This is a genomic window from Amycolatopsis sp. NPDC003676, from assembly GCF_053587275.1.
Map to the genome: position 1 here is coordinate 39,219 of NZ_JBSFNS010000046.1, position 26,319 is coordinate 65,537.

General features: G+C 68.7%; 28 protein-coding genes and 1 tRNA gene. 18 read left to right on the forward strand and 11 right to left on the reverse strand.

The features are described from left to right. Positions 1–53 precede the first annotated feature (53 nt). The 9 genes from ACWDNU_RS25230 (at position 54) to ACWDNU_RS25270 (ending at position 7,772) form a co-directional block, all read left to right on the forward strand. Positions 54–740, forward strand: a complete 687-nt coding sequence (locus ACWDNU_RS25230; RefSeq protein ID WP_370934715.1) for a rhomboid family intramembrane serine protease — start codon at positions 54–56, stop codon at positions 738–740. Beyond that, positions 737–1,537 carry a glutamate racemase gene (gene murI, locus ACWDNU_RS25235; protein WP_449670704.1) on the forward strand — a complete coding sequence of 267 codons (801 nt, stop codon included), beginning with the start codon at positions 737–739 and terminating at the stop codon, positions 1,535–1,537. The genes ACWDNU_RS25230 and murI overlap by 4 nt, the downstream gene beginning before the upstream one ends. Positions 1,538–1,573: 36 nt before the next feature. Further along, positions 1,574–2,341, forward strand: a complete 768-nt coding sequence (locus tag ACWDNU_RS25240; protein WP_449670705.1) for an MBL fold metallo-hydrolase — start codon at positions 1,574–1,576, stop codon at positions 2,339–2,341. Between the two features lie 38 nt (positions 2,342–2,379). Next, on the forward strand, positions 2,380–3,156 hold the full coding sequence (rph, locus tag ACWDNU_RS25245; protein ID WP_182891025.1) for a ribonuclease PH: 777 nt from the start codon (positions 2,380–2,382) through the stop codon (positions 3,154–3,156). Further along, entirely contained in the window at positions 3,153–3,761 is a 609-nt protein-coding gene (rdgB, locus tag ACWDNU_RS25250; protein ID WP_344271634.1) for an RdgB/HAM1 family non-canonical purine NTP pyrophosphatase, read from the forward strand. The genes rph and rdgB overlap by 4 nt, the downstream gene beginning before the upstream one ends. Positions 3,762–3,827: 66 nt before the next feature. Beyond that, a complete protein-coding gene (locus ACWDNU_RS25255; protein ID WP_344271637.1) occupies positions 3,828–4,517 on the forward strand; it encodes a response regulator transcription factor in 690 nt (229 codons plus the stop codon). Further along, positions 4,507–6,261, forward strand: a complete 1,755-nt coding sequence (locus ACWDNU_RS25260; RefSeq protein ID WP_449670706.1) for a sensor histidine kinase — start codon at positions 4,507–4,509, stop codon at positions 6,259–6,261. The genes ACWDNU_RS25255 and ACWDNU_RS25260 overlap by 11 nt, the downstream gene beginning before the upstream one ends. A 33-nt stretch (positions 6,262–6,294) precedes the next feature. Beyond that, positions 6,295–7,128, forward strand: a complete 834-nt coding sequence (locus ACWDNU_RS25265) for a helix-turn-helix domain-containing protein (RefSeq protein ID WP_449670707.1) — start codon at positions 6,295–6,297, stop codon at positions 7,126–7,128. A 65-nt stretch (positions 7,129–7,193) separates the two neighbouring features. Then, on the forward strand, positions 7,194–7,772 hold the full coding sequence (locus ACWDNU_RS25270; RefSeq protein ID WP_449670708.1) for a dihydrofolate reductase family protein: 579 nt from the start codon (positions 7,194–7,196) through the stop codon (positions 7,770–7,772). 48 nt (positions 7,773–7,820) lie between these two features. Here the strand turns inward: ACWDNU_RS25270 and bcp are convergent, their stop codons facing one another. The 4 genes from bcp to ACWDNU_RS25290 form a co-directional block, all read right to left on the reverse strand. Continuing rightward, complete coding sequence (gene bcp / locus ACWDNU_RS25275) at positions 7,821–8,297, reverse strand: thioredoxin-dependent thiol peroxidase (protein WP_370934722.1); 477 nt, start codon at positions 8,295–8,297, stop codon at positions 7,821–7,823. A 15-nt stretch (positions 8,298–8,312) separates the two neighbouring features. After that, positions 8,313–8,852, reverse strand: a complete 540-nt coding sequence (locus ACWDNU_RS25280; protein WP_370934723.1) for a hypothetical protein — start codon at positions 8,850–8,852, stop codon at positions 8,313–8,315. Positions 8,853–9,049: 197 nt separating this feature from the next. Then, complete coding sequence (locus tag ACWDNU_RS25285) at positions 9,050–9,232, reverse strand: hypothetical protein (RefSeq protein WP_116205006.1); 183 nt, start codon at positions 9,230–9,232, stop codon at positions 9,050–9,052. A 31-nt stretch (positions 9,233–9,263) separates the two neighbouring features. Then, positions 9,264–10,136, reverse strand: coding sequence for a LysR family transcriptional regulator (locus ACWDNU_RS25290; protein WP_449670709.1), 873 nt, complete (start codon positions 10,134–10,136; stop codon positions 9,264–9,266). Between the two features lie 118 nt (positions 10,137–10,254). On the opposite strand from ACWDNU_RS25290, the gene ACWDNU_RS25295 reads away from it, so the two are divergent. Then, positions 10,255–11,154, forward strand: coding sequence for an MBL fold metallo-hydrolase (locus ACWDNU_RS25295; RefSeq protein ID WP_449670710.1), 900 nt, complete (start codon positions 10,255–10,257; stop codon positions 11,152–11,154). On the opposite strand, the gene ACWDNU_RS25300 is transcribed toward ACWDNU_RS25295, so the two are convergent. Further along, positions 11,141–11,740: a TetR/AcrR family transcriptional regulator gene (locus ACWDNU_RS25300; protein ID WP_449670711.1), complete on the reverse strand. Its 600-nt coding sequence runs from the start codon at positions 11,738–11,740 to the stop codon at positions 11,141–11,143. The two genes, ACWDNU_RS25295 and ACWDNU_RS25300, sit on opposite strands and share 14 nt — an antisense overlap. A 75-nt stretch (positions 11,741–11,815) precedes the next feature. On the opposite strand from ACWDNU_RS25300, the gene ACWDNU_RS25305 reads away from it, so the two are divergent. From ACWDNU_RS25305 to ACWDNU_RS25330, 6 genes are all read left to right on the forward strand, one after another. Beyond that, complete coding sequence (locus tag ACWDNU_RS25305; protein ID WP_449670712.1) at positions 11,816–12,880, forward strand: FAD-dependent oxidoreductase; 1,065 nt, start codon at positions 11,816–11,818, stop codon at positions 12,878–12,880. A gap of 46 nt (positions 12,881–12,926) precedes the next feature. Next, positions 12,927–13,736, forward strand: a complete 810-nt coding sequence (locus ACWDNU_RS25310) for a metalloregulator ArsR/SmtB family transcription factor (RefSeq protein ID WP_449670713.1) — start codon at positions 12,927–12,929, stop codon at positions 13,734–13,736. Continuing rightward, entirely contained in the window at positions 13,733–14,323 is a 591-nt protein-coding gene (locus tag ACWDNU_RS25315) for a dihydrofolate reductase family protein (protein WP_370934729.1), read from the forward strand. The genes ACWDNU_RS25310 and ACWDNU_RS25315 overlap by 4 nt, the downstream gene beginning before the upstream one ends. 45 nt (positions 14,324–14,368) lie before the next feature. Continuing rightward, positions 14,369–15,124, forward strand: coding sequence for an SDR family NAD(P)-dependent oxidoreductase (locus ACWDNU_RS25320; protein WP_449670714.1), 756 nt, complete (start codon positions 14,369–14,371; stop codon positions 15,122–15,124). 18 nt (positions 15,125–15,142) lie between these two features. Beyond that, complete coding sequence (locus ACWDNU_RS25325) at positions 15,143–15,511, forward strand: MerR family transcriptional regulator (protein ID WP_370934731.1); 369 nt, start codon at positions 15,143–15,145, stop codon at positions 15,509–15,511. 75 nt (positions 15,512–15,586) lie between these two features. Beyond that, positions 15,587–17,029, forward strand: coding sequence for an ATP-binding protein (locus tag ACWDNU_RS25330; protein WP_370934732.1), 1,443 nt, complete (start codon positions 15,587–15,589; stop codon positions 17,027–17,029). 61 nt (positions 17,030–17,090) lie between these two features. Here the strand turns inward: ACWDNU_RS25330 and ACWDNU_RS25335 are convergent. Continuing rightward, positions 17,091–17,164: transfer RNA gene (locus ACWDNU_RS25335), tRNA-Leu, on the reverse strand. Between the two features lie 124 nt (positions 17,165–17,288). Between ACWDNU_RS25335 and ACWDNU_RS25340 the strand changes: the two genes are divergently transcribed. Continuing rightward, positions 17,289–17,510, forward strand: coding sequence for a DUF3618 domain-containing protein (locus ACWDNU_RS25340; RefSeq protein WP_037358573.1), 222 nt, complete (start codon positions 17,289–17,291; stop codon positions 17,508–17,510). 679 nt (positions 17,511–18,189) lie between these two features. On the opposite strand, the gene ACWDNU_RS25345 is transcribed toward ACWDNU_RS25340, so the two are convergent. Both ACWDNU_RS25345 and ACWDNU_RS25350 read right to left on the reverse strand, forming a co-directional pair. Next, positions 18,190–18,711, reverse strand: a complete 522-nt coding sequence (locus ACWDNU_RS25345; protein WP_449670715.1) for a hypothetical protein — start codon at positions 18,709–18,711, stop codon at positions 18,190–18,192. Between the two features lie 220 nt (positions 18,712–18,931). Next, the gene (locus ACWDNU_RS25350; RefSeq protein ID WP_370934734.1) at positions 18,932–19,531 is read right to left on the reverse strand and encodes a TetR/AcrR family transcriptional regulator; all 600 of its coding nucleotides are present in this window, start codon (positions 19,529–19,531) and stop codon (positions 18,932–18,934) included. A 71-nt stretch (positions 19,532–19,602) separates the two neighbouring features. Here ACWDNU_RS25350 and ACWDNU_RS25355 point away from each other — a divergent pair, with 71 nt between their 5' ends. Further along, positions 19,603–21,063, forward strand: a complete 1,461-nt coding sequence (locus ACWDNU_RS25355; RefSeq protein ID WP_370934735.1) for a flavin-containing monooxygenase — start codon at positions 19,603–19,605, stop codon at positions 21,061–21,063. 317 nt (positions 21,064–21,380) lie between these two features. Here the strand turns inward: ACWDNU_RS25355 and ACWDNU_RS25360 are convergent, their stop codons facing one another. The 3 genes from ACWDNU_RS25360 to ACWDNU_RS25370 form a co-directional block, all read right to left on the reverse strand. Beyond that, positions 21,381–21,971: a helix-turn-helix domain-containing protein gene (locus ACWDNU_RS25360; protein WP_370934736.1), complete on the reverse strand. Its 591-nt coding sequence runs from the start codon at positions 21,969–21,971 to the stop codon at positions 21,381–21,383. Between the two features lie 124 nt (positions 21,972–22,095). Beyond that, entirely contained in the window at positions 22,096–23,769 is a 1,674-nt protein-coding gene (locus ACWDNU_RS25365; RefSeq protein WP_449670716.1) for an LCP family protein, read from the reverse strand. Between the two features lie 164 nt (positions 23,770–23,933). Beyond that, entirely contained in the window at positions 23,934–26,105 is a 2,172-nt protein-coding gene (locus ACWDNU_RS25370; RefSeq protein ID WP_449670717.1) for a phospholipase A2, read from the reverse strand. Positions 26,106–26,319 lie beyond the last annotated feature (214 nt).

Here is a 26,319-nt window from a genome sequence, read left to right on the forward strand (position 1 = left end):
GTTCAGGGATTTCTCCCGAGGCCGTCCGCCTCCCGCCGACGTAGCCTGAGGACGTGAGCACACTGCCTCCCCTCCCGCCGACGTCGCCGCCGCCCGTACCAGGCGGCGGCAAGCCGGTCGACGCCGCGAAGCGCATCCTGCCGCCCAATCCCAAGGCCGCGGCGTTCGTCGCGCTGGGGTTCGTCGGGGTGCTGTACCTCGTGGAACTGCTCGATGTGATCCTGCCGGGCAAGTTCACCGACGGCGGGATCCTGGCACGCCACGCGTCCAGCCTCGACGGCATTCTCTGGGCGCCGCTGCTGCACGCCAACTGGTCGCACCTGTTCTCCAACACGGTGCCGGTGCTCGTGTTCTCCTTCCTCGCGATGGCGGCGGGCATCGGCCGGTTCGCCGTGGTCACGGCGATCATCTGGGCGGTGTCCGGGATCGGGGTGTGGCTCGTCGGGCCGTCGGACGCCTACACCGTCGGCGCGTCCGGGCTGGCCTTCGGCTGGCTCGCGTACCTGCTGGTGCGCGGCCTGTTCCACCGGTCGCTCGCGCAGATCGCGGTCGCGGTCGTGCTGCTCGGCGTCTGGAGCGGGATGCTCTGGGGCCTGCTGCCCGGCAATCCCGGCATCTCCTGGCAGGGCCACCTCTTCGGCGCGCTGGCCGGCATCCTCGCCGCGTGGCTGACTTCACGCGGCGAACGCGTCAAATCCCCGAAGATCGAGCCGACGACGCCGGGTAACCTCGGGGCGTGAGTTCTCCCGGCGCGCCCATCGGTGTTTTCGACTCCGGCGTCGGCGGGCTCACCGTCGCACGCTCGATTCTCGAACTGCTGCCTGCCGAACAGCTCCGCTACGTCGGCGACACCGCGCGCAACCCGTACGGCCCGCTGCCCATCGCCACCGCTCGCGAGTACGCGTTGGCCGCTCTCGACGACATGGTCGAGAGCGGCGTGAAGGCGTTGGTGATCGCGTGCAACACGGCGTCTGCGGCCTGCCTTCGCGACGCGCGCGAACGCTACGACGTACCAGTCATCGAAGTGGTCCTTCCCGCTGCGCGGCGGGCCGCTGTCGCCACACACAGCGGACGCGTCGGCCTGATCGGCACCGAAGGCACTGTGCGTTCGAGGGCGTACGACGACGCCTTCGCCGCCGCGCCGGCCGTACGCCTCACCAGCGTCGCCTGCCCGCGCTTCGTGGACTTCGTGGAGCGCGGGATCACTACCGGCCGACAGATTCTCGGGCTGGCACAGGGTTATCTGCAGCCGTTGCTCGAAGCCGAGGTCGACACGCTCATCCTCGGCTGCACGCACTATCCGCTGCTGTCCGGCGTGCTGCAGATCGTGATGGGACAGGACGTCACGCTCGTCTCCAGCGCCGACGAAACCGCCAAAGACCTCTACCGCGTGCTGACCGAACTCGACCTGCTCGCCGAGCGCGACGAGCCGCCGAAGCACGAGTTCCTCGCCACCGGTTCGCCGGAGCCGTTCGCCCGCTTGGCGCAGCGGTTCATGGGCTTCGCGCCGGGTGCGCTGGACCCGGTCAGCGCGTGACGCTGCGCCGCTGCTGAGCGGAGTTAGGGTGACGGGGTGCGACTGACGATCCTCGGGTGTTCGGGCAGCATCCCCGGGCCGGACGCCGCCGCGTCCGGGTACCTCCTGGAGGCGGAGGGCTACCGGCTCGGCCTCGAGCTGGGCACCGGCGCGTTCGCCCAACTGCAGACCGTGCTGGACCCGTTCGACCTGGACGCGCTCGTCCTCTCGCACCTGCACGCCGACCACTGCGCCGACGTCAACTCCCTTACCGTGCTTCGCCGCTACCACCCCGCGCCGCCGTACCCGGCGCGGCCGAGGCGGTTGCCGCTGTACGCGCCAGCAGAAGCGCCTTCGCGCCTCGCACACGCGTACGCCGCCGACGCCGCTGAGCGCGCTGCTGCGGATCTGTCGGACGTGTACGAGTTCCACGAGTTGCGCGAAGAGAGGATCGAGATCGGTCCCTTCGACGTGACCGCTGTTGCCGTGTACCACCCGACGCCGGCTTTCGGCCTGCGCATCGCGTACGGCGGCACCATCCTCGCGTACACCGGCGACACCGGGTTGTGTCGCGGCCTCGGCGAGCTGGCTGACGGTGTCGATGTCCTGCTCTCCGAAGCGTCCTGGACCGATGCCGCCGACCGTCCGGAAGGCGTGCACCTTTCCGGAAAAGAAGCTGGCGAGTTGGCCAAGGAAGCTGGTGTCGGCCGCCTGCTGCTGACCCACGTCGCGCCATGGACGGACCGAAATGCGGTCCTGGCCGAGGCTAAAGCCGTGTTCCCGGATGCCGAGCTAGTGACTCAGGGCGCGGTCTACGACCTCTGATCGCGAAAGTGTCAGAGGTACGTCCTAGAGTGCTCCCCGTGGTGAGAAAAGATGGCAGGAACGACGACCAGCTCCGCGAAGTGAAGCTCACCCGCGGGTTCCAGAAGTGGCCTGCCGGGTCGGTGCTCGTCGAGTTCGGCAACACCAGGGTGCTGTGCGCGGCGAGCGTGACCGAGGGCGTGCCGCGCTGGCGTGCCGGGTCCGGTCTCGGCTGGGTCACCGCCGAGTACGCGATGCTTCCGTCCGCGACCAACACCCGCAGCGACCGCGAAGCCGTGAAGGGCCGGATCGGCGGCCGGACGCACGAGATCTCCCGGTTGATCGGCCGCTCCCTGCGCGCCTGCATCGACCTGGCCGCGCTCGGCGAGAACACCATCGTCATCGACTGCGACGTGATCCAGGCCGACGGCGGCACCCGCACCGCCGCGGTCACCGGCGGCTACGTGGCCCTGGCGGACGCGATCACCTGGCTGGGCGCGGCGAACCGGCTCAACGACCCGCAGCCGCTGTCGTCCTCGGTGGCCGCGGTGAGCGTCGGCGTCGTCGACGGCCGGGTGCGCCTTGACCTGCCGTACGAGGAAGACTCGCGCGCCGAGGTCGACATGAACGTGGTCGCCACCGACGCCGGAACCCTGATCGAGGTGCAGGGGACCGGCGAGGGCGCCACCTTCGCGAGGTCCACTTTGGACACCATGCTGGACCTGGCGCTGGCCGGCTGCGAGGAACTGACGCGGCTGCAGAACGAGGCGCTGGCCCTGCCGTACCCGGGCGAGCTGCCGGAACCGCGGCCGGACAAGAAGAAGGGCCAGAAGTGACCAAGCTGCTGCTGGCCACCCGGAACGCGAAGAAGCTGGGCGAACTGCGCCGGATCCTGGAAGCGGAAGGCATCCAGGGCGTCGAGGTGCTCGGCCTGAACGACGTCGAGGAGTTCCCGGAGGCCCCGGAAACCGCTCCCGACTTCGAAGGCAACGCGGCGGCCAAAGCGCGGGACGCGGTAGCCGCCACCGGGTTGCCCGCCATCGCGGACGACTCGGGCCTGACCGTCGACGCCCTCAACGGCATGCCCGGGGTCCTGTCCGCGCGCTGGTCCGGCAAGCACGGCGATGACGAAGCGAACCTGAACCTGGTGCTGGCGCAGCTGACGGACACCCCGGACGAGCGCCGGGGCGCGGCCTTCGTCTGCGCGGCGGTACTGGCGCTTCCGTCCGGCGAGGCCACGACGGTCCGCGCCGAATGGCGAGGCACGCTGACGCGGGAAAAGCACGGAACCAACGGTTTCGGCTACGACCCGATCTTCGTGCCGGAAAACGAAACGAAAACCAGCGCGGAACTTTCCCCGGCGGAAAAAGACGCCGCTTCCCATCGGGGCAAAGCCCTGCGCGCACTTCTGCCAGCCCTGCGGAAATTGGCCGACGCATAACTGACGGGTCCGCCCCGGAGCCGCGCTGGTGGCTCCGGGGTGGGCCTGCGGCTAGTCTCGGCAAGCATGTGCGCCAATATCGTCCTTGCCGAAGACGATCCCAAACAAGCGGAACTGGTCCGCCGCTATCTGGAACACGAGCAGCACACCGTCACCGTCGCGCCCACCGGCGAAGCCGCACTGGCGGAAATCCGCACGGCAGAACCCGATCTGCTCATCCTGGACGTCATGCTCCCCGGCATGAACGGCCTGACCGTCTGCCGGACCATCCGGGCGTCCTCCGACCTGCCGATCCTCATGCTGACGGCCCGCTCGACCGAGGACGATCTGCTCCAAGGCCTCGACCTGGGCGCGGACGACTACGTCACCAAGCCCTACAGCCCGCGTGAACTCATGGCTAGGGTCCGGACCCTGCTCCGGCGAACGAACGCGGCGAAAGACGGTCCCATCAAAGTGGGCACCCTGACTGTCGACAAAGACAAACACGAGGTCGCGGTAAGCGGAAACCCGATCGAAACCACTCCGGGAGAATTCCGGATCCTGGAGGTCATGGCCGCGCGGCCGGACCAGGTTTTCACCAGGGCGCAACTCTTGGAACACCTGCACGGTTTCGACCGCTACATCACCCAGCGCGCTATTGACGTGCACATCATGAACCTCAGAAAGAAAATCGAACCCAATCCGAGAAAGCCGGCGAAACTCCTCACGGTCTACGGCGTGGGCTACAAACTGACCGCCAAGTCCGATGCCCCGTAGCCTCCTCTTCCGCCTCTTCGCGGTCACCGCCGCCATCGCGGTGTGCGCGATCGCCGCCACCGCCTGGCTGGCTTCCCGGACCACTTCCGGTGCCATCGAACGAGAACAAGGCCAGCTCTTCGCCGACGACGGCACGATCTACCAAGCCCTGCTTTCCTACGCGGCGACCCATCCCACGTGGTCCGGCGCGACCAAGACCATCAACGACTACGCGGACAAAACCGGTCGCAAAATCGTCCTGACCACCCCGCAGGGCAAACTGATCGCCAGCTCGGAACAGAACCCCGGCAAGCTCCCGGCGCAGCCTTCCGCGGTCATCGACCCCTTGGCCGTCGACACCCGCCTCGGCATCAAATCCACCCCCGACCGGATCGACCCCGACGCGGTCGGCCCCTACAAGCTCCCCGCGGACGAACGCGACGACCTCCAGGAGGTCGCCGAAAAAGTCCTTTCCTGCACCCAACGCCGAACCGGCCTGGGCAGCATGGAAATCTCCCCGAGCGGCCATCCGAGGGTCATCGCCCCCGCTGGCACCGCCCAATGCGGCACCGCTCTGCTGGAACGCCCCACCGAGACCGAGCGCGCCGCTCTGACCAAGCTGTCCGGCCTGATCGACGCCTGCCTCGGCCGGAACGACAGCACGATCCCGGTAGCCAAACTGGGCTTGTTGTGGACCTTCGAGGGCCCGGTCGTCCAAACCACCGACCAGACCATCACCAACTGCGTAACCTCCGCCCGCAAAGAGCAGCTGACCCCCTACGTCGCACCCGCGGCCTGGCTCTACATCACCGAAAAAGGCACTGACCAGCCCCCGACCGGCTTCACTCTGTCGTCGGAAAACCGCACGAAGCTCATCGCCGTCACCGCCGCGATCCTCCTGCTGACGGTCATCGTCACCGCACTGGCGTCGATCCGCCTGATCCGCCCCCTCCGCGCGTTGACCGGCGCGGCCCAACGCCTGAAGGCCGGCGAAACGGGCGCCCGGGTCCGCGTCAAAGGCAAGGACGAGATCGCCCGCCTGGCCACCGCGTTCAACGACATGGCGCGGGCGAGGGAAGAGCTGGAGAACGCCCGCAAAGCGATGGTCAGCGACGTCGCGCACGAACTGCGCACGCCGCTGGCCACCATCCGAGGCTGGCTGGAAGCGACCCAAGACGGCATCAGCCAGCTGGACGACGACCTGGTCGCCTCCCTGCTCGAAGAAGCGGTCCACCTGCAACACATCGTGGACGACCTGCAAGACCTGGCCCTGGCCGACGCCGGTGCCCTGCGCGTCCACCCCGAACCCATCGACGCGAACACCCTGCTGACCCACCTCGCCGCCGCCCACGCCCCGCGCGCCGAAACCGCGGGCGTCCAGCTTTCCGTTCCGCCGATGGAAAACCCGGCCATCACCGCGGACCCGGTACGTCTGCGCCAAGCCCTCGACAATTTGGTCTCCAACGCGATCCGCCACACCCCGCCCGGCGGCTCAGTGACCGTCACCGCGACCCAACGGGAAAACGACGCGATTTTCGAAGTAACCGACACCGGAACCGGCATCTCCCCAGAAGATCTGCCGCGCGTTTTCGACCGCTTCTGGCGCGCCGACCCGTCGAGAAGCCGAATCTCCGGCGGCAGCGGCCTAGGCCTGGCAATCGTGCGCAAATTGACCGAAGCCCACGGCGGCGAAGTAACCGCCACCAGCACTCCCGGCGAAGGCACGACTTTCACTGTGCGCTTCCCGGCGAATTTCCACGGGTAGCGCTTGCTGGCCGGCGTCGGCAATGCTGTGGGCGTGGAGTACGTGTCCAGACCGCCGAGACCGCCGCTGGACGGGCTGATCGACGACCTCTACTACCTGGAGGGCGCGCCGCCATATGCCCGCCTGACGCTGCCGCCAGCACCTGCCGCGCTGCTCATCGTCAACCTCGGCGCGTCCTTCCGCATCCGTACCGTCCTCGAGACGGCCGAGTACGCCGACGGCTGCGTGATCACCATGCCCACCCGCGCGTACGAGTTCGGCTACCCGCCCCGGACCCGCTCCGTCGGCGTGCACGTCAAACCGTGGGGTCTGGCCCCGTTCCTGCCGATGCCCGCGACCGAACTGTGCGACCGTCCGGTGACGCTAGAACAGATCTGGGGCCGATCCGCCGTCGCCGCGTTGCGAGACCGCCTGGCCACGGCAAACAGTCCGCACCAGATGCTGACCCTGCTGGAAGACGAACTGATGCGTCGGCTGCAGGAGACCTCCGGCCTAGGCCTGGTCCGCCACACAAGCCGCATCATCGCCGCGACCAACGGGTCGATGCCGATCGGCGAGCTGACCGCGGCAGCCGGAGTCAGCAGCACCCACTTGGCGAAGCGGTTCAAAGAACTCGTTGGCGTCACTCCCAAACGGCTGGCCCGCACCCACCGCTTCACCGCCACCGTGTTCGCGTTGGACCCCACCGGCCCGATCGACTGGGGCGACGTAGCGGGTCGAGCGGGCTACTTCGACCAGGCTCACTTCGGCCACGAGTTCCGCGCCTTCACCGGCCTCACCCCGACCCAGTACCTCGAAGTCCGGCGGCGCTTCCTGCGCGAACACCCCGGCCACACGCTGAACAACTGGCCGCTGCCGACCGATTGATTTCTTACAAGAGCCGCAGCTCGCCACCCGCTAATTTGGGGTCACCCCAGTGCAAAGGAGACCCCGTGGGCAAGGTCGTCATGTACAGCTCCGTGTCGGCGGACGGCTTCATCGCCGACGAAAACGACCAGCCCGGCCCCCTGTTCGACTGGTTGACCAGCGGCGACGTCCCGCTGGACGACAGCGGCGCGCTAAAGGTGTCGCAGCAGTCCTACGACTACACCCGCCAGTATTGGGACCAGATCGGGGTGACGATCGTCGGCCGTCACGTCTTCGACCTGACCGACGGCTGGGACGGAAAGCCGCCAAGCGGAATCGACCACGTAGTCGTAGTGACGCACCGCCCGGCACCCGAAGGCTGGAACCCCGAGGCGCCATTCCACTTCGTCGACGGCGTGAAAGCAGCCGTAGCGAAAGCACAAGAGCTGGCAGGCGACCGTACAGTCGAAGTCGCCGCAGGAAATGTAGGCGGTCAGGTCCTCGCGGCAGGCCTAATTGACGAGGTACGCATGGACATGGCACCCGTCATCTTCGGCTCCGGCAAACGCTACTTCGGCTCAGTCAACGCACAGCACCTGCTGGAGAACCCCGATGTGGTTCAAGGCGACCGGGTGCTTCACCTGCGCTACCAGGTGCGTCGCTGACCAGGCGCGGAGAGGCGTATCCAGCCTCTCCGCGCTCCGCGAAACAATTCAGGAAGCAATCCCCAAGTCCCGAATCAATTTGGCCACATGTCCAGTAGCCCGCACGTTATAAGCGGCCTTGGCGATCTTGCCCTCCGCGTCCACGATAAACGTAGACCGGATCACCCCCTGGTAAACCCTTCCGTAATTCTTCTTCTCCCCGAACGCGCCCCACGCGGACAGCACTTCCTTGTCCACATCGGACAACAGCGGGAACGTCAGCCCCTCCGCTTCCACGAACTTGGCCAGCTTCTCCGGCTTGTCCGGCGAAATCCCCAGCACCTGATATCCCGCGTCGTTCAGCTCCGCGAGATTGTCCCGGAAATCGCAAGCCTGCTTGGTGCACCCCGGCGTCCCCGCGGCCGGATAGAAGTACACCACCACGGACTGGCCGCGGAAGTCGCTGAGCGAGACGTTCTTGCCGGTGCTGTCCGGCAGGGTGAATCCGGGCGCTTCGTCGCCCTCGGCAAGTCGCTGGTCGGTCATGGAGACGAGGGTAATTCAGGCGTCTCCGCAATAGGTGACGACGGCGGGCTCGCCCGTGCTGGGCCGCACCTGCACCGCCATCCGCGCGCTCTCGGCGGGCACCGCGAAAGCGAGCGTGACCTGCGTAGACCGGCCCGGCAGCAGATCCTTGCCCGCGTCGGAAACGCCGCCGAGACCCTGCGTGGCGTCCACAACCTGCTTGGCGGGCTTCCCAGCGACCGTCGCCGTCACCGAGAGCGCGGAAACCCGGTACGGATCAGTGCCGTTGTTCGTGACCTGGATGTAGAACGCCGCAGCCCGGGCACTGCGCGGATACGCCGCCGGGCTCGGCTGGAACGACTGCGGGGCCGACAGCGACACCGTGATCCCGCTGGCGAACCGGTGGTTGGCGCCGAACTGCAGGTCACCGGAGGCTTGCGCGGCCGCGGGCTGCGCCGCCGGGTTGCCGACGCCCATCGCGGCCGAGCCTTCCCGAGCGTTGACCCCGCCGCAGGCTGCCACGGAAAACAGCAGGCAGGCGGTCAACAGCAGTTTCGGGGTGCGCGGGGGCGCCATCGCGGGGGTACTCCAGTCGGGGCGGGGCGGTGTGCCGTTCGGCGTAGTTGCCGAGCGGACCCGCTCCACTCTGGCGGCACTAATGCCGTCACGGTGCGGAAGACGCGGACCTGGTGTACAGCCGTGGCCGATCCGTGATCGAAAGAGCACTCCGGGTGACAGTCATCACCCCGATGTCAACGGCCGCAAGTCGGGATTCAGACCGCGAACGCGAACAACAGGATGAACACCGCGACGCCGGCGCCCCACGCGACCATGAGCCAGCCGAAGTCGCGCACCGGGTCGACCGCGCGGCTTTCCTCGCCAGGGATGTACACGCCGCGGTTTTCGAACCAGTCCGCGCATTTGCGCAGGACCCGCAGCGGATTGCGTCCCGGCACGGCCCACACCTCCCCGATCTCCGGGCCCAGCCTACGGGTTCGCGAGCGTTTCGCGGCGGTCGAGCCCGGCGATGCGCACGGCGAGTTCGACGAACGAGCGGACCAGCGGCGGCGTCGAATCCTCGCGCCACGCGACCACGAGCTGACTCGGCGGACAGTCCGCCAGCGGAACCGTCGCGACGCCTTCGGGAAACGAGTGCGCGAGCGGGGCGAGCCCGACAGTTCCGTTCCACAGCACGGCTTGCAGGCATTCGTGCACCGTCCGCACGACCGGCCCGCCCGCGCCGCCGCTCCAGAACGCCTGCCACCGCGGGTCGGTGCCGTCCGGGAACCGGAACCACGCGCGGTCAGCGAGTTCCTCCCGGCGCACCTCGTCGCGTCCGGCCAGCGGATCGTCCGCGCGCAGGACGACGCCCATCGGGTCGGAACGCAGCACGTGCGTGCGGATTCCGGTGGTGTCGAACGGAATCCGGGTGAGCGCGACGTCCACGAGCCCGGCGCGCAGCCCGGTGGTCGGGTCGGTGAGATCGGCCTCGCGGACGCTGATCCGCACGCCCGGATGCCGTTCGCGGAACTCGCCGGCGAGCCGGATCCCGACCGGTTCGGAACTGTCGGCGAGGGTGCCGAGCGTGAGCGTCCCGGGCCCGGCGGCCGCGGCGACCTTCGCGCGGGCTTGGTCCGCTGCCTCTAGCAGGGTGCGAGCCTCGTCGTAGAGCGCGGTTCCGGCGGCGGTGAGCGTGACCCCGGACGGCGAACGGTTCAGCAGGGCCGCGCCGAGGTCGGTTTCGAGCTGTTTGATCGCACGGCTCAGCGGCGGCTGGGTCATGTGCAGCCGCGCCGCCGCCCGGCCGAAGTGGCGTTCCTCGGCGACCGCGACGAAGTACCGGAGCGAACGGAGATCCACGACCAGCGACAATACCCGTGCGGTATCGGGAAAAGCGGATCGGTCTTGGACGCAGCGCGGGCGCGGCGCTGGACTGGAAGGGTCACTGATCCCACATTTTCTCAAGGAGCATCCGGCGATGGCCGACTATCCGTATCCCGATCCCGTCGTGCGGATCTCGCAGGTGCGCGAACTCGCCCGCGACCTGGTCGTGGTCCCGAACCAGGGCGTGCAGCTGGTGCCGAACGTCGGGGTCGTCGGCGGGACGCATTCCGTGCTCGTCGTCGAGACCGGCATGGGGCCGCGCAACGCGGAAACCGTGCTGAAATTCGCGACCGAGTACGCGCGCGGCCGCCGGATTTACCTCACCACCACGCATTTCCACCCCGAGCACGCGTTCGGCGCGCAGACCTTCGCCGGGGCCGCGACCTACCTGGTCAACCGCGCGCAGGCGACTGACCTCGCTACGAAAGGACCCGGCTACCTGCAGATGTTCACCGGCCTAGGAGAGCCGGTCGCGCGGCAGCTGGAGGGCGTCGAGCTGCCGGCCCCGGACGTCGTCTACGACTCTTCGCATGACCTCGACCTCGGCGGGCGCGTGGTGCAGCTGCGTGCCACCGGCCGCGCGCACAGCAAGGGCGACCAGGTCGTGACGGTCCCGGACGCGGGCGTCCTGTTCACCGGCGACCTCGCCGAGACCGGCCAGTTCGCGATCTTCCCGTGGTTCCCGCCGCACGACACCGACGTGTCCGGCATCCGCTGGATCGAGGTCATGCGGAAACTTTCCGAGCAGCGGCCGGAAATCGTCGTCCCCGGCCACGGCGACATCAGCGGTCCGGAGCTGCTCGACGACCTGCGCGCCTACCTTGAACTGCTCCGCGACGAGACTTGGCGTCGCCGCGATTCAGCGATGGCCGAGGAGACCGTGATCGCGGAGGTACGGGAGGAACTGATCAAGCGGCATCCGGAGTGGGAGGGACGCGAGTGGATCGACACCGCGGTGGCGTGCCTGTGCGCGGAGCACGTCAGTCGCGGTTGAGCAACGGTCCGAGCGTCTTCACGATGGCCTGCCGGGTCGCTTGGGTTCGCTGTTCCGCGGTCAGTTCGTCGGTGCGGGCGAGCATGGCTTGCGACGCTCCGCGCACCGCGCCGGCGAACGCACCGGTCAACGTGCGGGCGGTGAGGTCGTCGAGCTCGTCGGGAAAGGCTTCGGCGAGGATTTCGGCGATCCGGCGCTCGGCGTCGAACTGGATCTGCAGGGCCCGGCCTTGGACGGCGGGCACGGTCTGGAGCAGCCGCATCCGCAACGGGGTCAGCTTGCCGATGATGTCGTCGCTGACCTTGCCGCCGTCGGCAAGGACCCGGACTAGCAGGTCGATCGGCCGGTCGTCCGGGGCGCGGTTGGCGAGGGCTTCGAGCAACGCCTGCACGCGGCTTTCGGCGTCCGGGAACACCAGTTCTTCCTTGCTGGCGAAGTAGCTGAAGAACGTGCGCGTGCCGATGTCGGCGGCTGCGGCGATGTCGGCGATGGTCGTCTCGTCGTAGCCGTTGCGCTCGAAGAGGTCCGTCGCCGCGTCGATCAGGGCTTGGCGGGTGCGGGCGCGCTTGCGATCACGGAGAGACACTTCGGCAGCTTACGACACTGGATGCAAATCTGCACTCATTGCAGGATTGCACTGAGTGCGGATATCTTGGAGGGCATGACTCGTGACGTCCTCGTGTGCGGTGCCGGGATCGCTGGCTCGACCCTCGCGTTCTGGCTGGCGCGCAACGGTTTCCGGCCGACTGTCGTAGAGCGGGCGGCTGGCCAGCGCAGCAGCGGCAACCCGGTGGACGTCCGCGCAGGCGCGATGGAGGTGGCCGACGCGATGGGCGTTGTGCCGCGGTTGCGCGAGGTCGCGACGCACGCGAAGCGGCTGCGAGTGCTCAACGCGCGCGGGCGTTCGGTGACCACGGTGCGGATGGCCGTGCGCAAGGAGATCGAGGTCCCGCGCGCGGATCTCGCCACCGCGCTGTACGAATCGGCGCGCGACGACGCGGAGATTCTCTTCGACGACACCATCACCGCGTTGCAGCAGGACGACGGCGGGGTTGACGTCACCTTCGAGCACGCTGCTCCGCGCCGGTTCGACCTGGTGATCGGCGCGGACGGCGTGCATTCGGCAGTGCGGCGGCTTGTGTTCGGCGCCGAGGAGAAGTTCGTCCGACATGCCGGGCTGTATGTCGGGACGGTGTCGCTCGGCGAGCCGTCCGACTACCCGGAGGACGTGGTTCTGCTGAACACCCCAGGCCGGCTCGTGGCGATCCATCCGGTGCGGGGAAATTCCGGCGTCGCGTTCATCTTCCGCGCGCCGAATCCCGGACAGGGCAAGGAAATCGTGTCCACCGCCTACCGGGGTCTCGGCTGGCGGGTCCCGGAGTTGCTGGCCCGTTTCGAAGCAGCGGATGACGTCTTCTTCGACGCGGTTGCGGTGGTCGATCCGCCTCGCTGGTCGCACGGCCGGGTCGCGCTGGTCGGCGATGCCGCGTCGTGCGTCTCGCTGCTCGGCGACGGTTCGAGCCTCGCGATCGTCGGGGCGCACACCTTGGCCACGGCGCTCGCTGACGGTGGACACGCCGAGGCGTTCGCGCACTACGAGACGACCCATCGAGCGCGCGTGAAGCCCAAGCAGCGCGGGGTCTGGACGGCGGCATCGATGCTGGTCCCGCGCACAAAACGGGGCTTGGCGGTCCGCAACCTCGCGGCCCGGCTGCTGCCCGGCTAAAAGAATTCCTTGACACGAATATTCGATCTGGTGAATACTTCTGTGCATGGACGGGATCGCCGCAGCACTCGCAGACACCACCAGGTGGCAGCTGGTCGGGCTCCTCGCTGAACGGCCGCGGTCGGTCGGCGAACTGGCCGAGCTGACCGGGTTGCGGCAGCCGCAGACGACCAAGCACCTGCAGACCCTCGCCCGCGCCGGCCTGGTCACCATGGCTCCGCTCGGGCAGCGCCGGGTCTACGCGGCCGAAGCGGCTCCGCTGCGGGAATTCGCGGACCAGCTCCAGAAGCTGGCCGCGACGATCGAGGCGCACGCGGGAGAGCGCGACGTGCTCGACCGTTACCGCGCGGCGATCGAAGCCGACACCGCCGCCGCGGACCGGGATCGCTGGGCCGACGGTCGCGCGTTCTCCTTCGAGCGCGTGCTGCCGGTGCCGCCGGAAACGGTTTGGCGGTACTGGACGGACGCCGGGCTGCTGGCGTCGTGGTGGGTCCCGCCGTCCCTGACTGTCACCGAGTGTGTCCTCGAACCGGAGCCGGGTGGGCGCGTCGTTCTCGCCTACCGCGACGCCGAAGGCACCTACCGCTCGGAAGGGCAGGTCCGGACCGCTCGCGAAACCGAGCGGCTCGGGTTCGACCTGTCGGTGCTGGACGCGGCGGGAGCCGTCGCGTTCAGCGGCCACTACGACCTCGCCCTCGCCGCCGCGGCGAACGGCGGCACCCGGCTGCGGCTGGGTCTGGAAATCAGTGCGACAACCGTCGAGGCCGTGTCCGCCATCGCCGGAATCGAAACCGGCTGGGGACAGGTCCTCGACCACCTCACCGAAGTCATCACCCGAAAGGAAACCCAGTCATGACCGAGCGTCGTGTCACCGCCAACCTCGCCCTGACCCTCGACGGCCGCTACCACGGCCCGGAAGGCCCTGGCGACATGAGCGCGATCATCCCTTACGTCACCACGGAAACCGCCCGCAACCAGATGACCCGCATCTGGGAGAACGCGACGACCGCCCTGCTCGGCCGCCGCAACGCGGAAGGCTTCCTCGGCTTCTGGCCGACCGTCGCCGCCGACGAAAACGCCGACCCGCGCGATCGCGGTTACGCGAAGTGGTTGGTGGACACGGAAAAGGTCGTCCTGTCGAGCACGCTCACCGAATCGCCATGGGAGCGCACGCGCGTCGTGAACGCGCCCGCCGCCGAGGTCGTCGCCCAGCTCAAGGCCGACGGCGAGGGCGACATCCTGGTCAACAGCAGCGTCAGCGTGATCAAGGCGCTGCTGGCCGAGGACCTCATCGACACGCTGTACCTGACCATCTGCCCGCAAATCGCCGGCGGCGGTCCGCGCCTGTTCGACGACGGCCTTCCGGGTACTAAGTGGACAGTCGCGCACCAGGAGACCGGCGATCTCGGCGAAGTGGCCCTGGTTTACCACCGCGTGCGCTGAGCGGCTTGACCTTCACGCATACGGCAATGTTTAGCGTCGATTGTCATGAGTGAAGGACAGTTTGAAGGCAAAGCCGTGATCGTCACCGGCGGCGGAACGGGCATCGGACAGGTCACCGCACGCGAGTTCGCCAGGCAGGGCGCGAACGTCCTCGTCGTCGGCCGGACCGCCGCGCGCCTCGCCGAAACCGCGGAAGGTTCCGCGCGGATCCGCCCGTTCGCCGCCGACATCACTTCGCCGGGTGCCGCAGAGGAGATTGTCTCTGCGGCACTTGCCGAATTCGGCCGGCTCGACGTACTGGTGAACAACGCCGGGATCGTCGACCCGGCCGCGCTGGGCGAGATCAAACCCGGCGCGTTCGACGGAGTAGTCGCGACAAACCTGCTCGCGCCGGTCTACCTAGTGCAAGCCGCGTTGCCGCACCTGCGCGATGGTGTCGTCGTCAACGTGACCACCGCGATCGGCCAACGAGGCTGGCCGATGGCAGGCCGGGAGTTCTACGCAGCGACGAAGGCCGCCCTCGAGTCGCTGACCCGAAGCTGGGCAGTACAACTCGCCCCACAAGGCATCCGCGTCACCGCAGTCGCACCCGGCCCGGTCGCCACCGAGATCTACGCTCGCGAAGGCCTCACCGCCGAGCAGGCTCAAGCACAACACGCCTCCCTGCGGGAAATGGTGCCCTTGCGACGCCTGGCCCAGCCGGAAGAAGTCGCCCACTGGATCATCCAACTGGCCAGCCCCGCCGCCGAATACCTGACCGGCGTGGTCCTGCCCGTCGACGGCGGCGCAGTGATCGCTTAGCGGCGTACGCTCGGGTCGGTGCGGATCGGAGAGCTGGCGAAGGCCACCGGAGTCACCACCAGGGCATTGCGGTTCTACGAGGAGCAGGGGTTGCTGACCGCCGCCCGCTCCCACAACGGGTACCGGCAGTACGAGGAGTCCGCGATCGAGCGGGTGGCGAACATCCGCTACCTGCTCGACTCGGGGCTCACCATGGAAGACATCCGCCCGCTGGGCTCGTGTCTGCAGGGAGACCTGCCTTCGCGCCGTCTGTCGTCGAGCGCCATCGCTTTGGTGGACCGTCGGTTGGCGGTGCTGGATGAGCGCATTGAGGCGTTGACTCGGGCGCGGGAGCAGCTGGCTTCGCGTGCGACCGCGTCGCGCGGCGGCGGCGTCGCGTGCGGTTGATATCGCTCCTAAGTCTCATCCTAAGTATGATTCGATCTAAGTAAGATCCGATCATACTTAGATGAGGTCGAGCTTATGGTGGCGTTTCAGGGGCGCACGAACGATCTCGCGCTGCTTGAGCGGCAGCTCCGCCTGGTCAGGGACGCCGCCGCGACCACCCCCGGGCAGGCCGTGATCGTCACCGGCCGTCGGCGGGTGGGCAAATCCCGGCTCGTCCAGGAGTTCTGCGACCGCTCCGGGGTGCCGTATCTGATCTTCCAGGCCTCCCGCGGCCGCAATCCGGCCGCGGAACGAGCCGATTTCGCCGCCGCGATCGCCCAGAGCGCCCTGCCCGGCGCGGATCTGGTCGCCGGGGCGCTTGGCACTGATTGGAACCAAGCCCTGCGCGCACTGGCCGTCGCGGTGCCCGAGGACACTCCCAGCATCGTCGTCCTGGACGAGGTGCCGTGGCTGGTCGAGCAGGACCGCGAGTTCGAAGGCGCGCTCCAGACTGTCTGGGATCGGTACCTGTCGGCCAAACCGGTGCTGCTCTTGCTGGTCGGAAGCGACCTGTCGATGATGGAGTCCCTCCAGGAGTACGGCCGTCCCTTCCACGGACGCGCTGCCCGCATGCTCGTGCGCCCCCTCGACCCGGCCGACGTCCAGCGGATGACCGCACTCGAGCCGGCGGAGGCCATCGACGCGTTTCTGATCACCGGCGGTTTCCCGGAGATCGTCCAGCGCTGGAAACCGGGCACCAGCCGTACCGCGTTTGTGCGCGACCAGCTCTCGGACCCGCTTTCCCCGTTGCTGATGGCGGGAGAACTGTCCTTGCTCGGCGAGGTTCCCGAACCGTCGCACAGCCGCTCGGCCCTGGAGGCGATCGGTACGGGCGAACGCACCTTCGGAACGATCGCCAATCGAATCGGCGCCGGCAACCCGATCCCTTCCGGCACGCTCGCCCCGATCCTGAACACCCTGACGGCCAAGCGCATCGTCGCCGTCGACACTCCGCTGTCCACTCGTCCGGACACCAAGAACAAGCGTTATCGGATCGAGGATCCGTACTTGCGGTTTTGGCTGGCGTTCCTGCAGCGCGGCCTTGCCGAGGTCGAACGCGGCCGCGGCGACTTGGTCGCATCGCGCATCGAAGGGTCTTGGCCATCCTGGCGCGGCCGTGCTGTCGAGCCGGTCGTCCGGACGGCCCTTGAGCGGCTCCTGCCCGACGACCGGCTGCCCGGCGCGGACGTCGTAGGCGGCTGGTGGAACCGGCAGAACAACCCGGAAATCGACCTGGTCGGCGCCGACCGGGACCGGCCCGCGGCGACTCGCGTCGCGTTCACCGGCTCCATCAAGTGGCTGGAGACCGAACTCTTCGGCAAACGCGAGTGGGAAAGCTTGCTCGCCGGATCCATGTCGATCCCCGGCCGCGATCACACGACGCCCTTGATCGCGGTGTCCCGCAACGGCATCGAAGACGGACTGCCGCTGGCCGCGTCGTTCGGTCCCGAGGAGATCGTCGAGGCATGGCGGCGCTGAGAATCCGTCGCTTTCCCGCAGGGAAACCGCTGCGGGCCCGCTGAACTGTGTCGCATCCGAGTGGGGCCGGAGAGACTCGAACTCTCACTGGCACGGACCTAAACCGTGTGCCTCTGCCAATTGGGCTACGGCCCCCAGGAACCAGGTGTGATCGTAGCGCGCGCCACGTTCGGGTCGGCTCGGCGTGGCCAGTCGCCGTCGCACGGGGGTTGTCCTCTACCGTGGACCGCCTACAGTCCGACTGCGGCGAGGAGGGCACGTGGCTCGCGACCCCGAGACCATCGAGCGTGAGATCGAGCAGGCGAGGACCGCTTTGGCGGCGACCCTCGACCAGCTGGGCACGAAGGCCAATCCGCAGAAGCTCGCCGAACAGGCGAAGGACGGCGTGCGCGCGAAGCTCGACAACCCGAAGGTCAAGTACCCGCTGATCGGGGCTGGCGTGCTGGTTGCGGTGCTGCTGGTGCGGAAGCTGTTCCGCTGACGCTTCTCCTCCCGCGCTGACTCCGGGGCCTCGCGGGTTCGAGGGCAAACGGGGCCGGGCATGCGTTGGGCATCCGGTTCCGGGCTGCCTGAGCGGCTCTCCGCGACCTGAGCGACTTGCTGGGACCTTCCAGGGGGCGCGGCGTGGCGTGCGCTGGCGCGTTCGCACCGCGCGGCTCAAGACAGCTCCAGCGGTTACCCGGCGTCGCCTCTCGGGCGGGACTGCTCGGCGGCGGGTGATCTGCCGAATACTGGCTGTTTCATCCCTGGATGGCGGATCGACAGCCTTGATCGTCACGGCGGGTTAACTTCGTGAGAAGTGCCACTGAACCTGGGGTCACTCATTCGGCGGTCGCCCGGCTGGGTCGGTTTGGCGGAGCACGTTCGCCGTATTGGGCTACCCCGCCTGGGTGACGCATTGGTTTTTATCCCGCTGTATTGGGCATAGCCGAGCGTTTTGCGGGCTAGACAGCGCCTGGGATGCCGAGACTGTCTCAGGGTGTCGTAGAGCCCGTGAGCACCGGCCGCAGACGGCCAGGCTTCAGGCGCGAAGCGGGCATAGGCCAGCGCAAAAGCGCCTACCTCGACGGAGACAGACCGCAAAAGCCCAGCTTCGTAAGGCGAGCCGGTCAGCGCACGCCAAAGAAGCCCGGGAAAACGGGCGAAAGAAACAGTGCAGGTCAGGCGCGCGCGACCGGCGGAGTGGCCGACGCGCCGGCTGTCACACCGGGGCGGCTCGCTTCGTCGGGCTTGCGGTCTTCGACCTCTTTGGGGAGCTGCTTGCTCGGCGGCAGCGCCGGTTTGGCGGGCTGCTCGGGAGCCTTCTCCGCAGCAGGCTTCGCAGCGGCAGCGGGAGCAGCAGCCGAGGCGGCAGCCGTGGTCGAGGCAGGAGCCTCAGCCTTGCCGGAATCCGCGGCGGCAGCCTTCGCTCCGCCGGACGGCGGGATTTCCAGCGGCTCGATCTCCGGCAGCGTCAGGCGGGCGGCCATGTACGCGCTGGTGAACTCCAGTGCGTTGCCGTTCAGCAGGTGCACGACCGTGGGACGCTCGTTCGGGGCGAGCTTCTCCACGAGCTGGTCGGCCCGGTCGCGGGCGGCGATGATGCCCGGCGCCTTGCCGGTCAGCTCCTTGCCGCGGCCGCTCACGGTGATCGTCCAGTCGTCGTTGTCGTGCTTGTAAGTCGCCGTGATCGTTTCCACCACTGCCTCACCCCTCTCGTCATCAGCATGCGTCACAGGTCGAGACCCGGCCACCGCAAACTCATGACGCGATTCCTGCTTGCCGGCCGCTGGCGCGACACTCAGTGTGTCTTTCTACCGTGTCATCGATACCGCAAGAAAACTCTGTGTCACAAGTAACGGGACGAGATGTGCGCTGAGTGACGACCGAATGGCCTAATGCACGGTCATCTTCACGTGCACGTCAGATCGCACGCTGTGACAACCCGGCCCACAGCAGATCCATCGCGTACTCGGTCGCCTTCTCCGGGGTCACCTCCGGGAAGCGCTCGCACCAGATCGCCAGCCGCTCGCAGGCTCCGACCACGAACTCGGCCGAGGCTTCGGCGCGCAGGGTGTCCTCGCTGTCGAAGTAGCCGCTCATCAACGCGGTGATCAGATCGGTCTGCTGGCGGCGGGTTTCCTCGATCTCGTCCGCGGCGGGGGTGCCGATCAGGGCCATCTCGTGGCGCAGCAGCGACCAGGCCTGGCGGCGCTCGCGGATGAAGACGAAGAACGCCAGCAAGCCGCGCCGCAGCGCCTCCTGCGCGGAGTCCGCGCCGACGATCGACTGCTCGGTGGCCTCCTGCAGCGCCGCCCGCGATTGCCGAATGCAGGCCAGCAGCAGGCCCTCTTTCGAGTTGAAGTACTCGTACAGCATCGGCTTGGACACGCCGACCAGTTCCGCGATCTCGTCCATCGACGCCATGGCGTAGCCGCGCTCGCCGAAGACCTGCTCGGCGACCTCGATCATCTGCCGTTCCCGCTCGGCTCGGGGCATGCGCTTGCGCTTGGCGGTGGTCATGGCGCACACTCTACCGCCAGTAACCTACTCCGAGTAAGCTGGACTTCGGGTAACAGTTAACGGGAGGACGCATGGGCAACCGCACCGAGACCGGCGTGATCGTGGTCGGCACCGGGTTCTCCGGGCTCGGCATGGCGATTCAGCTGCGCAAGGACGGCCGCGACGACTTCGTGGTTCTCGAGAAGGCCGAGGACGTCGGCGGGACCTGGCGGGACAACAGCTACCCCGGTTGCGCGTGCGACATCCCGTCGCACATGTACTCCTTCTCCTTCGAGCAGAACCCCGGCTGGTCGCGCGCGTACTCGCCGCAGCCGGAGATCTACGAGTACATGCGCGGCGTCGCCGACAAGTACGACCTGCGCCGCTTCATCCGCTTCGGCCAGGAGATGACCGGCGCGCGCTGGGACGCCGAGGAGAACCGCTGGCACGTCAGCACCCGCGGCGGCGACGAGTTCGTGGCTCCGGCGCTCGTCGCGGGCGTCGGCGCGCTGCACCGGCCGATGATCCCGGACCTGCCGGGCATCGAACGGTTCAAGGGCCGCGCGTTCCACTCCGCCGAGTGGGAGCACGACTTCGACTTCGCCGGCAAACGCGTCGCGGTGGTCGGCACCGGGGCCAGCGCGGTCCAGTTCGTGCCGAAGATCGCGCCGGAAGTCGCCGAGCTGACGCTGTTCCAGCGCACGCCGCCGTGGGTGATGCCGAAGGCCGACCGCGACATGCCGGGCTGGCTGCGCGGGCTGTTCCGCGCGGTGCCGCCGGTGCAGCGGCTGTACCGGAATTTCCTTTACTGGACGCTGGAAGCGCGCGCGATCGGCTTCAACGGCCAGCCGTGGATCATGAAGATCGGGCAGCGGCTCGCGAAGAGCAACATCGACCGCGCGGTCTCGGATCCGGAGCTGCGCGCCAAGCTGACCCCGGACTACACCATGGGCTGCAAGCGCGTGCTCATCTCGAACGACTACTACCCGGCGCTGGCCCGCGACAACGTCGACGTGGTCACCGACGGCGTGGCCGAGGTGCGCGAGCACAGCGTCGTCGACAACGCGGGCGTCGAGCACGAGGTGGACGCGATCGTCTACGGCACCGGGTTCCACGTGACCGACGCGTTCGACAGCCTGGAGATCGTCGGCCGCGACGGACGGAATCTCGCGAAGGAGTGGGCGAGCGAGGGGATGCGGACGCACCTCGGGATCACCGTCAACGGCTTCCCGAACCTGTTCTTCCTGCTCGGCCCGAACACCGGGCTCGGCCACAACTCGGTGGTCTTCATGATCGAGGCGCAGATTTCCTATATCGCGCAGGCGTTGCGGCTCGCGGGCGACCGGGCGCTGGACCCGCGCGAGGAGGTGCAGGAGCGGTTCAACGCCGAGATGCAACGGAAACTCGACAAGGGGATCTGGACCCAGGGCGGCTGCAAGAGCTGGTACCTGGACGCGAAGGGCGTGAACCGGACGCTGTGGCCGGGATTCACCTGGCGGTACTGGCTGGACACCCGGACGGTGCGGCGGGAGGACTACGAACTGCTCGGGTGATCTGGCACGAGGGGGACTTTCGCGACGGGGGATGGCGTCGCGAGGGTCCCCCTCGTGGTCTCTTCGGCAGTCCACAGTGGACGTGCCGGGTACGAGGGGAACCTTCGCGGCAGGGGAGGAGTCGCGAAAGTTCCCCTCGTAGTACTGGGGGCAGCATCGAGCAGGGAGCGGTCGCTCCACAGTGGACGCGGGAAAGACAGCGTTGTCGTTGAGCGGGAAAGGACCTGCGCGGACCGAGTCGCGCGGAGGTTGAGCAGAACGAGGGGGACTTTCGCGGCAGGGGAGGAGTCGCGAAGGGTCCCCCTCGTGGTCTGTGGTCAGGCAGGAGCGAGCTTGCGCAGGTGCGAAACCAGCTCAGCCGTCGGAAGGCCGCAGAGTTCGGCCATCCGCTCCAGTGCGGCGAAGTCGAACGAAACCTCGTCGGTCGACGAGCTCGCCGAAGCGGGCTGCCCCGAAGCCGCGGGAGCGGAAGGGCTTGGCGTGCTTGAGGATCCGGGTACCGCGACAGGCGGCCGGGCGGCGGCACTCGCGCGCGCGGGCGAGCCCGGCATCGCGACTCCGTTCTGCCGCAACCGTCCTTCGGCCCAGCGCCGCAGCGGAGTCAGCTCCGGACCGGCCTCCGCGACGACGCGGCGCAGGTCAACGCGGACCCGGCCCGGTTCCTCGGTGAAGACCCGGCTGTGCACCTTCGCCAGCAAATCCTGCGGAAGCTCGTCCATCGCCACGCACAGTTCGACCAGGCGCACCACGGAACACTGCCGGGTGCCCAGTTCGTACGTCGCCAGTGTCTGCAGCGAGATTTCGCTCTGCAGATGCGCGTTCAGCTCTTTGCGCGTCCATCCCCGGCCACGCCTGAGCTTGCGCAGCTCGTCTCCCAGCACCCGCTGGTAGTGCTCAGCGTCGATCACGGCCCCTGCCCCTCAACCAACTTCGCGGACGCGGGCTTGCGTCCCGATGGTGAAAGTGCCGAAGCGGCCGCTCATTACGCGGGTTTCCGGAATATTTTCTACTTGCCCCGAATGGAGCAACGCGTCAGTTGACGCAGGGCACGCCGTCAGCGGTGATCGGCTGGTCGTCGCTTCCCGGACCCGAGGGGGTGGCCGGGGGCGCGGCCTGCTGCTGCGCCGGAGGTGCTTGCGCCGCACCGGTTCCGCTCGAAGCGCCGGCGGAAGGCTGGTAGTCCGAACCGAGGAACACCTTCACGTGGCCCTTGGGCACGCTCTTGTCTTCCTGCACCGTCGCCTTGGTCCCGAGCGCGTCGGCGACCGCCTGCCCGGCTGCCTCGCCGCCGCTGGGGACCCAGATCACAGTCGTCTTCCGCGAGGAGGCGTTGTCCGTGTCGCCGGCGGTGAAGCCCTTGTCCACCAGTTGCTTCGACACGGTCGCCGCGAGACCAGTGCGATCCGAGGCGTTGCGCACGTCGACCGTCGTGTCCTTATGCGACTCGTCCGGCTTCTGCTGCTGTTGTGCCGGCGCGCCGTCGGCTCCGGCCTGCGGGCCGGCGAGCCCCTGCACGAACGCCTTCACCTTCGCCGGGTCGACCTTGACCGCGACGCCGTCGTTCGGGGTGCGGTACTCGACGTTGTCGACCGGGATGGTGCGGAACTCGAGCTGCCCGCCAGTGAGTCCCTTCATCTGCTGGGCGAAGCTGAAGATGTCCCAGTTCTGGTTCAGCACCACGGACTTCTTGATCGCGTCGACCAGCGCGTTGAGCTTGGACGGGTCGGTCAGCGTTCCCGCGGACAGGATCTTGCGCGCCATGCCCGCCATGAACACCTGCTGGCGCACCACCCGGTCGAGGTCGCCGCGCGGCAGCCCGTGCCGCTGCCGGACGAACTCCAGCGCTTCCACGCCGGCGATGGTGTGCTGGCCCTTGGTGAAGTTCGCGCCGGAGTAGTCGTCGTCGACATTGTTCTTCAGGCACACGTCGACGCCGCCGACCGCCTTCGTGATGTCGCTGAAGCCGAGCAGGTTGATCGCCGCGTAGTTGTCGATCGTGGACCCGGTCAGCTCCTGGATCGTCGCGATCAGCAGCTTCGCCCCGGCCTGGTTGGCCTTGACGTCGAGTTCCTTCGGATCGGTGACGCCTTGCGCCTGCAGGTCCTTGCGGGCCTGCAGCATCGCCCTGGCATACGCCGAGTTGATCTTGTGCTTGCCGTAGCCGGGGATGTCCACGTACGAGTCGCGCGGCAGCGACAGCGCGACGGCCTTGCTGCCGTCGTTCGGGATGTGCACGAGGATCAGCGTGTCGGTGTTCAGTTCGCCGTCCGATTCGCCCGCGCGCAGCTGGGCGAGCAGTTCCGGCGACAGCGGGTTGCCCTGGGCGTCGGTGCGGCTGTCGAGGCCGACCAGGAGGATGTCGCGCGCGCCGTCGGCCGGCTTGTCGCCGCCCGCGCCGTCGCCGATCACGTCGGAGTAGCTCAGCCCGTTGACCAGCCCCTGCAGCGACGCCCACGCGTATCCGGTGAGCCCCATGACCAGCAGCGACACCACGGCGAGAGCGATTTTCGCGCCGCGCATCCCGCCGCGGCGGGACCGGCCGGACGGACGGCGCGGCGGCGGTCCTGGACGACGAGACGGACCCTGCGGTTCGCGTCGCGAGCGGGCCGGTGGCCCGGGCCGCCGCGCCGGTCCCCGGCCGGGCTGGTCCTGCCACGAGCGGGCGGGGCGGCGATCGCCTTGCCCGTTCCGAGGCGGGTAGTCCACGCGGTCGGCTCCTTCTCGTCGTTCTGGTCGTCCGCTTCTGAAGACGCATGGTGCCGGGCGGGGGTTGCGAAGGATTCGCACCTCCCCCGGGCGGTGTGGTGTGCACCACCCATGGTCCGGTATCCGAAGCATTTTCGCCCGGCTGGCGGTATGCGTGTCGCGGGTCAGGGCGCGGCGGCTGCTGGCCTTCTCGCCGGCATCATGCACGTACCCGCTCCGACCAGCGCGAATATCGCGGTGAGGATGTGCAGGACGACGACTGCCGAGCCGTGCGTCTCGCCGCCCGCGGCGGCGACGAGCGACGGCACACAGGTCAAGGCGGCGGCGAACCACGTCGCGGCCGAGGTCGCCGCTGCGCCGGTTCGCACCGCGTGCAGCAGCAGGACGCCGAGGAGCAGATGCACGAGGCTCTGGACCGGGTCGAGCCGCAAGCCGAGCACGTCGGCGTCCGCGGCTTCAGCGCCGAACCGGGCCAGCGCGAGACCGAACACGCCGAGCGTCGCGTAGCCGATGCCCAGCGCGGCGGCCGCGCGAGTGAGCAGCACCGGACGGCGGCCGGTCGGGGTGTACGGAAGGGGCGCGACTGGTGCTTCCGTGCTGGCCTTGCCCGGATGCCGCTCGAACCACCAGAAGACCAGCGCCGCGGGCACGAGCAGCAGCGCCACTGCGGCGAGCATGCGCGGACGCAGCAGCCAGCTCAGGCCGTTCGCGATCGGTCCTGGCAGGTAGACCACGGCGACGAGCAGCAGCATCGCGGCGAGGAAGGCCAGATACAGGCTCATCGGGGCGCGCAGCATGAGCGCGGCGGTGCGGGTGACGCGGTCGCGTGCGGCCCAGCGCCGCAGCGGTGTCGCGAGGAGCCCGAGGAGGCCGAGTTGCGAGACGCCCAGCAGCAGCACGGTCCACGGCCGCGCGGACAACGCGGCGGGCGCGCCCGGGTTGCCGAGCAGTACCGGCGAAGCGTCGAAGGCGAACACTGCGACCGCGAGAGCCGCGACGCCGCTTACGGCCGCTACGCCGAGCACCGCGCGGCGAAGCCGGACGCCCTCCGCGTACGCGAACGCCACCTGTTGCGCGAGGAGCGCCAAGGCGAGCGTGGCGGCGTAGCGCGGCCAGGAGACGTCCGTCCAGCTGGCGGCGAGTTCTCCGGCTACGACGACAGCGGTCAGCGCTGCGACCGACCACAGCCGCGTAAGGCGGTAGAGCGCGAGCAGCATCGGCGCGCCGACGACGGTCAGCAGGTAGACACCGAGCAGCCACAACGGGTGCAGCGCGATCCGCATGACCGTGGCGTTGGTTCCGGCGGGGATGCCCAGCAGCTCCAGCGCGAGCGGCACGATCAGGGCGACCACGGCGAAGATCAACGCCGGGCGCAGCAGCGGGCTGGACCGTTCGGCCAGGTAATGCCGGTAGCCGCGGTCGCGTTCGGCCCGCCAGCCCGCCGCGTTGGCGAGCCCGCCCGCGAAGAAGAGCAGCGGGGTCAGCTGCGCGAGCCAGGTCAGCGGCCACCAGGTGGTTTCCGGCGCTCCCGCCCAATCGGCCAGCGCGGTCGCCGATTCGCCGACCATCAGCAGCACCGCGCCGGCGATGCCGAGCACCGCCCACGGCCGGGGGACACCGCGGGGCAGGCGCGGACGCGGGGTGGTGCGGCGGGCGGTGTGCCAGCCGCGCAGGCGCATCACGAGCAGGCAGCCGATCACCAGCACGCCGGCGACCATCGGGCCGATCGGGTCGCCGACCGGCGGGCCCCAGCGCTGATGCCACGAGTTGACCACCAGCCCGCTGGTGAACACCGACGCGACCAGCTGGCAGGTGCGCTCGGAGTTCATCGGGTTCAGCTCGCAGGTGCGGTGCATGTCCTGCTCGAGCCGGTCGTCGAGCGACGCCCGGGCGGACTGGTCGAGCGGGTGGCCCTTGTCGTTGGCGTAGCGGAGCAGGTCGTAGCCGAGGTCGTGCGCCTTGCACGGGACGGAGAAGTCCCACTTCGTGTTGTCGTCGCCCCACGGTGCCGAGCAGCCGCCGTCGAGGTGCGCCGCGCGGACGGTGCCGTCGCGGGCGGGGAGCGGGCCGGGCTTCACGCCGGTGACCGCGGTGAAGTCCTTGGGCAGGAGCGCCAGCGCGGTGGCCTGGCCGTCGGGGTGGGCGAGCGCTTCGACCGCGTTGCGCGCCGCGAGCACGCCGCCGGTCGGCGGGCCCTGGTCGGGCGGGGACGCGGGCCGCGAGGCGATCAGGCCGAACCCGAACACCACGAGCAGGACGAGCAGCAGCCAGCCGGACGTCGACCAGGGTCGGCGAACGCGAACGGCGGCCGGGGCACGGTCGTCGGTGGCTGGCATGCGCACCAGGGTGCCAGCCCGCCGCGCGATCCGGGAGGCGGCTGTCCCCCTCACCCGCGCGGGGGGTAACCCCCGGGTGCGGCGGATCGCTCTGGGCACACCGGACGCCACGGTGGGTGTGGGATACGTGTCCGGGGAGCTTCGCGATGGGCGGGTGTGGCTCCTGTGGAGGTCCGTGAAGGGCTCCTTGACGGAATCTGATTCCCGCAAGGAG

Coding starts and splice junctions, on each gene's coding strand:
- ACWDNU_RS25255 (WP_344271637.1), top strand. CDS start 3,828: ATGTGCGCCAATATCGTCCTTGCCGAAGACGATCCCAAACAAGCGGAA.
- ACWDNU_RS25260 (WP_449670706.1), top strand. CDS start 4,507: ATGCCCCGTAGCCTCCTCTTCCGCCTCTTCGCGGTCACCGCCGCCATC.
- bcp (WP_370934722.1), bottom strand. CDS start 8,297: ATGACCGACCAGCGACTTGCCGAGGGCGACGAAGCGCCCGGATTCACC.
- ACWDNU_RS25280 (WP_370934723.1), bottom strand. CDS start 8,852: ATGGCGCCCCCGCGCACCCCGAAACTGCTGTTGACCGCCTGCCTGCTG.
- ACWDNU_RS25295 (WP_449670710.1), top strand. CDS start 10,255: ATGGCCGACTATCCGTATCCCGATCCCGTCGTGCGGATCTCGCAGGTG.
- ACWDNU_RS25305 (WP_449670712.1), top strand. CDS start 11,816: ATGACTCGTGACGTCCTCGTGTGCGGTGCCGGGATCGCTGGCTCGACC.
- ACWDNU_RS25310 (WP_449670713.1), top strand. CDS start 12,927: ATGGACGGGATCGCCGCAGCACTCGCAGACACCACCAGGTGGCAGCTG.
- ACWDNU_RS25315 (WP_370934729.1), top strand. CDS start 13,733: ATGACCGAGCGTCGTGTCACCGCCAACCTCGCCCTGACCCTCGACGGC.
- ACWDNU_RS25320 (WP_449670714.1), top strand. CDS start 14,369: ATGAGTGAAGGACAGTTTGAAGGCAAAGCCGTGATCGTCACCGGCGGC.
- ACWDNU_RS25330 (WP_370934732.1), top strand. CDS start 15,587: ATGGTGGCGTTTCAGGGGCGCACGAACGATCTCGCGCTGCTTGAGCGG.
- ACWDNU_RS25350 (WP_370934734.1), bottom strand. CDS start 19,531: ATGACCACCGCCAAGCGCAAGCGCATGCCCCGAGCCGAGCGGGAACGG.
- ACWDNU_RS25355 (WP_370934735.1), top strand. CDS start 19,603: ATGGGCAACCGCACCGAGACCGGCGTGATCGTGGTCGGCACCGGGTTC.
- ACWDNU_RS25370 (WP_449670717.1), bottom strand. CDS start 26,105: ATGCCAGCCACCGACGACCGTGCCCCGGCCGCCGTTCGCGTTCGCCGA.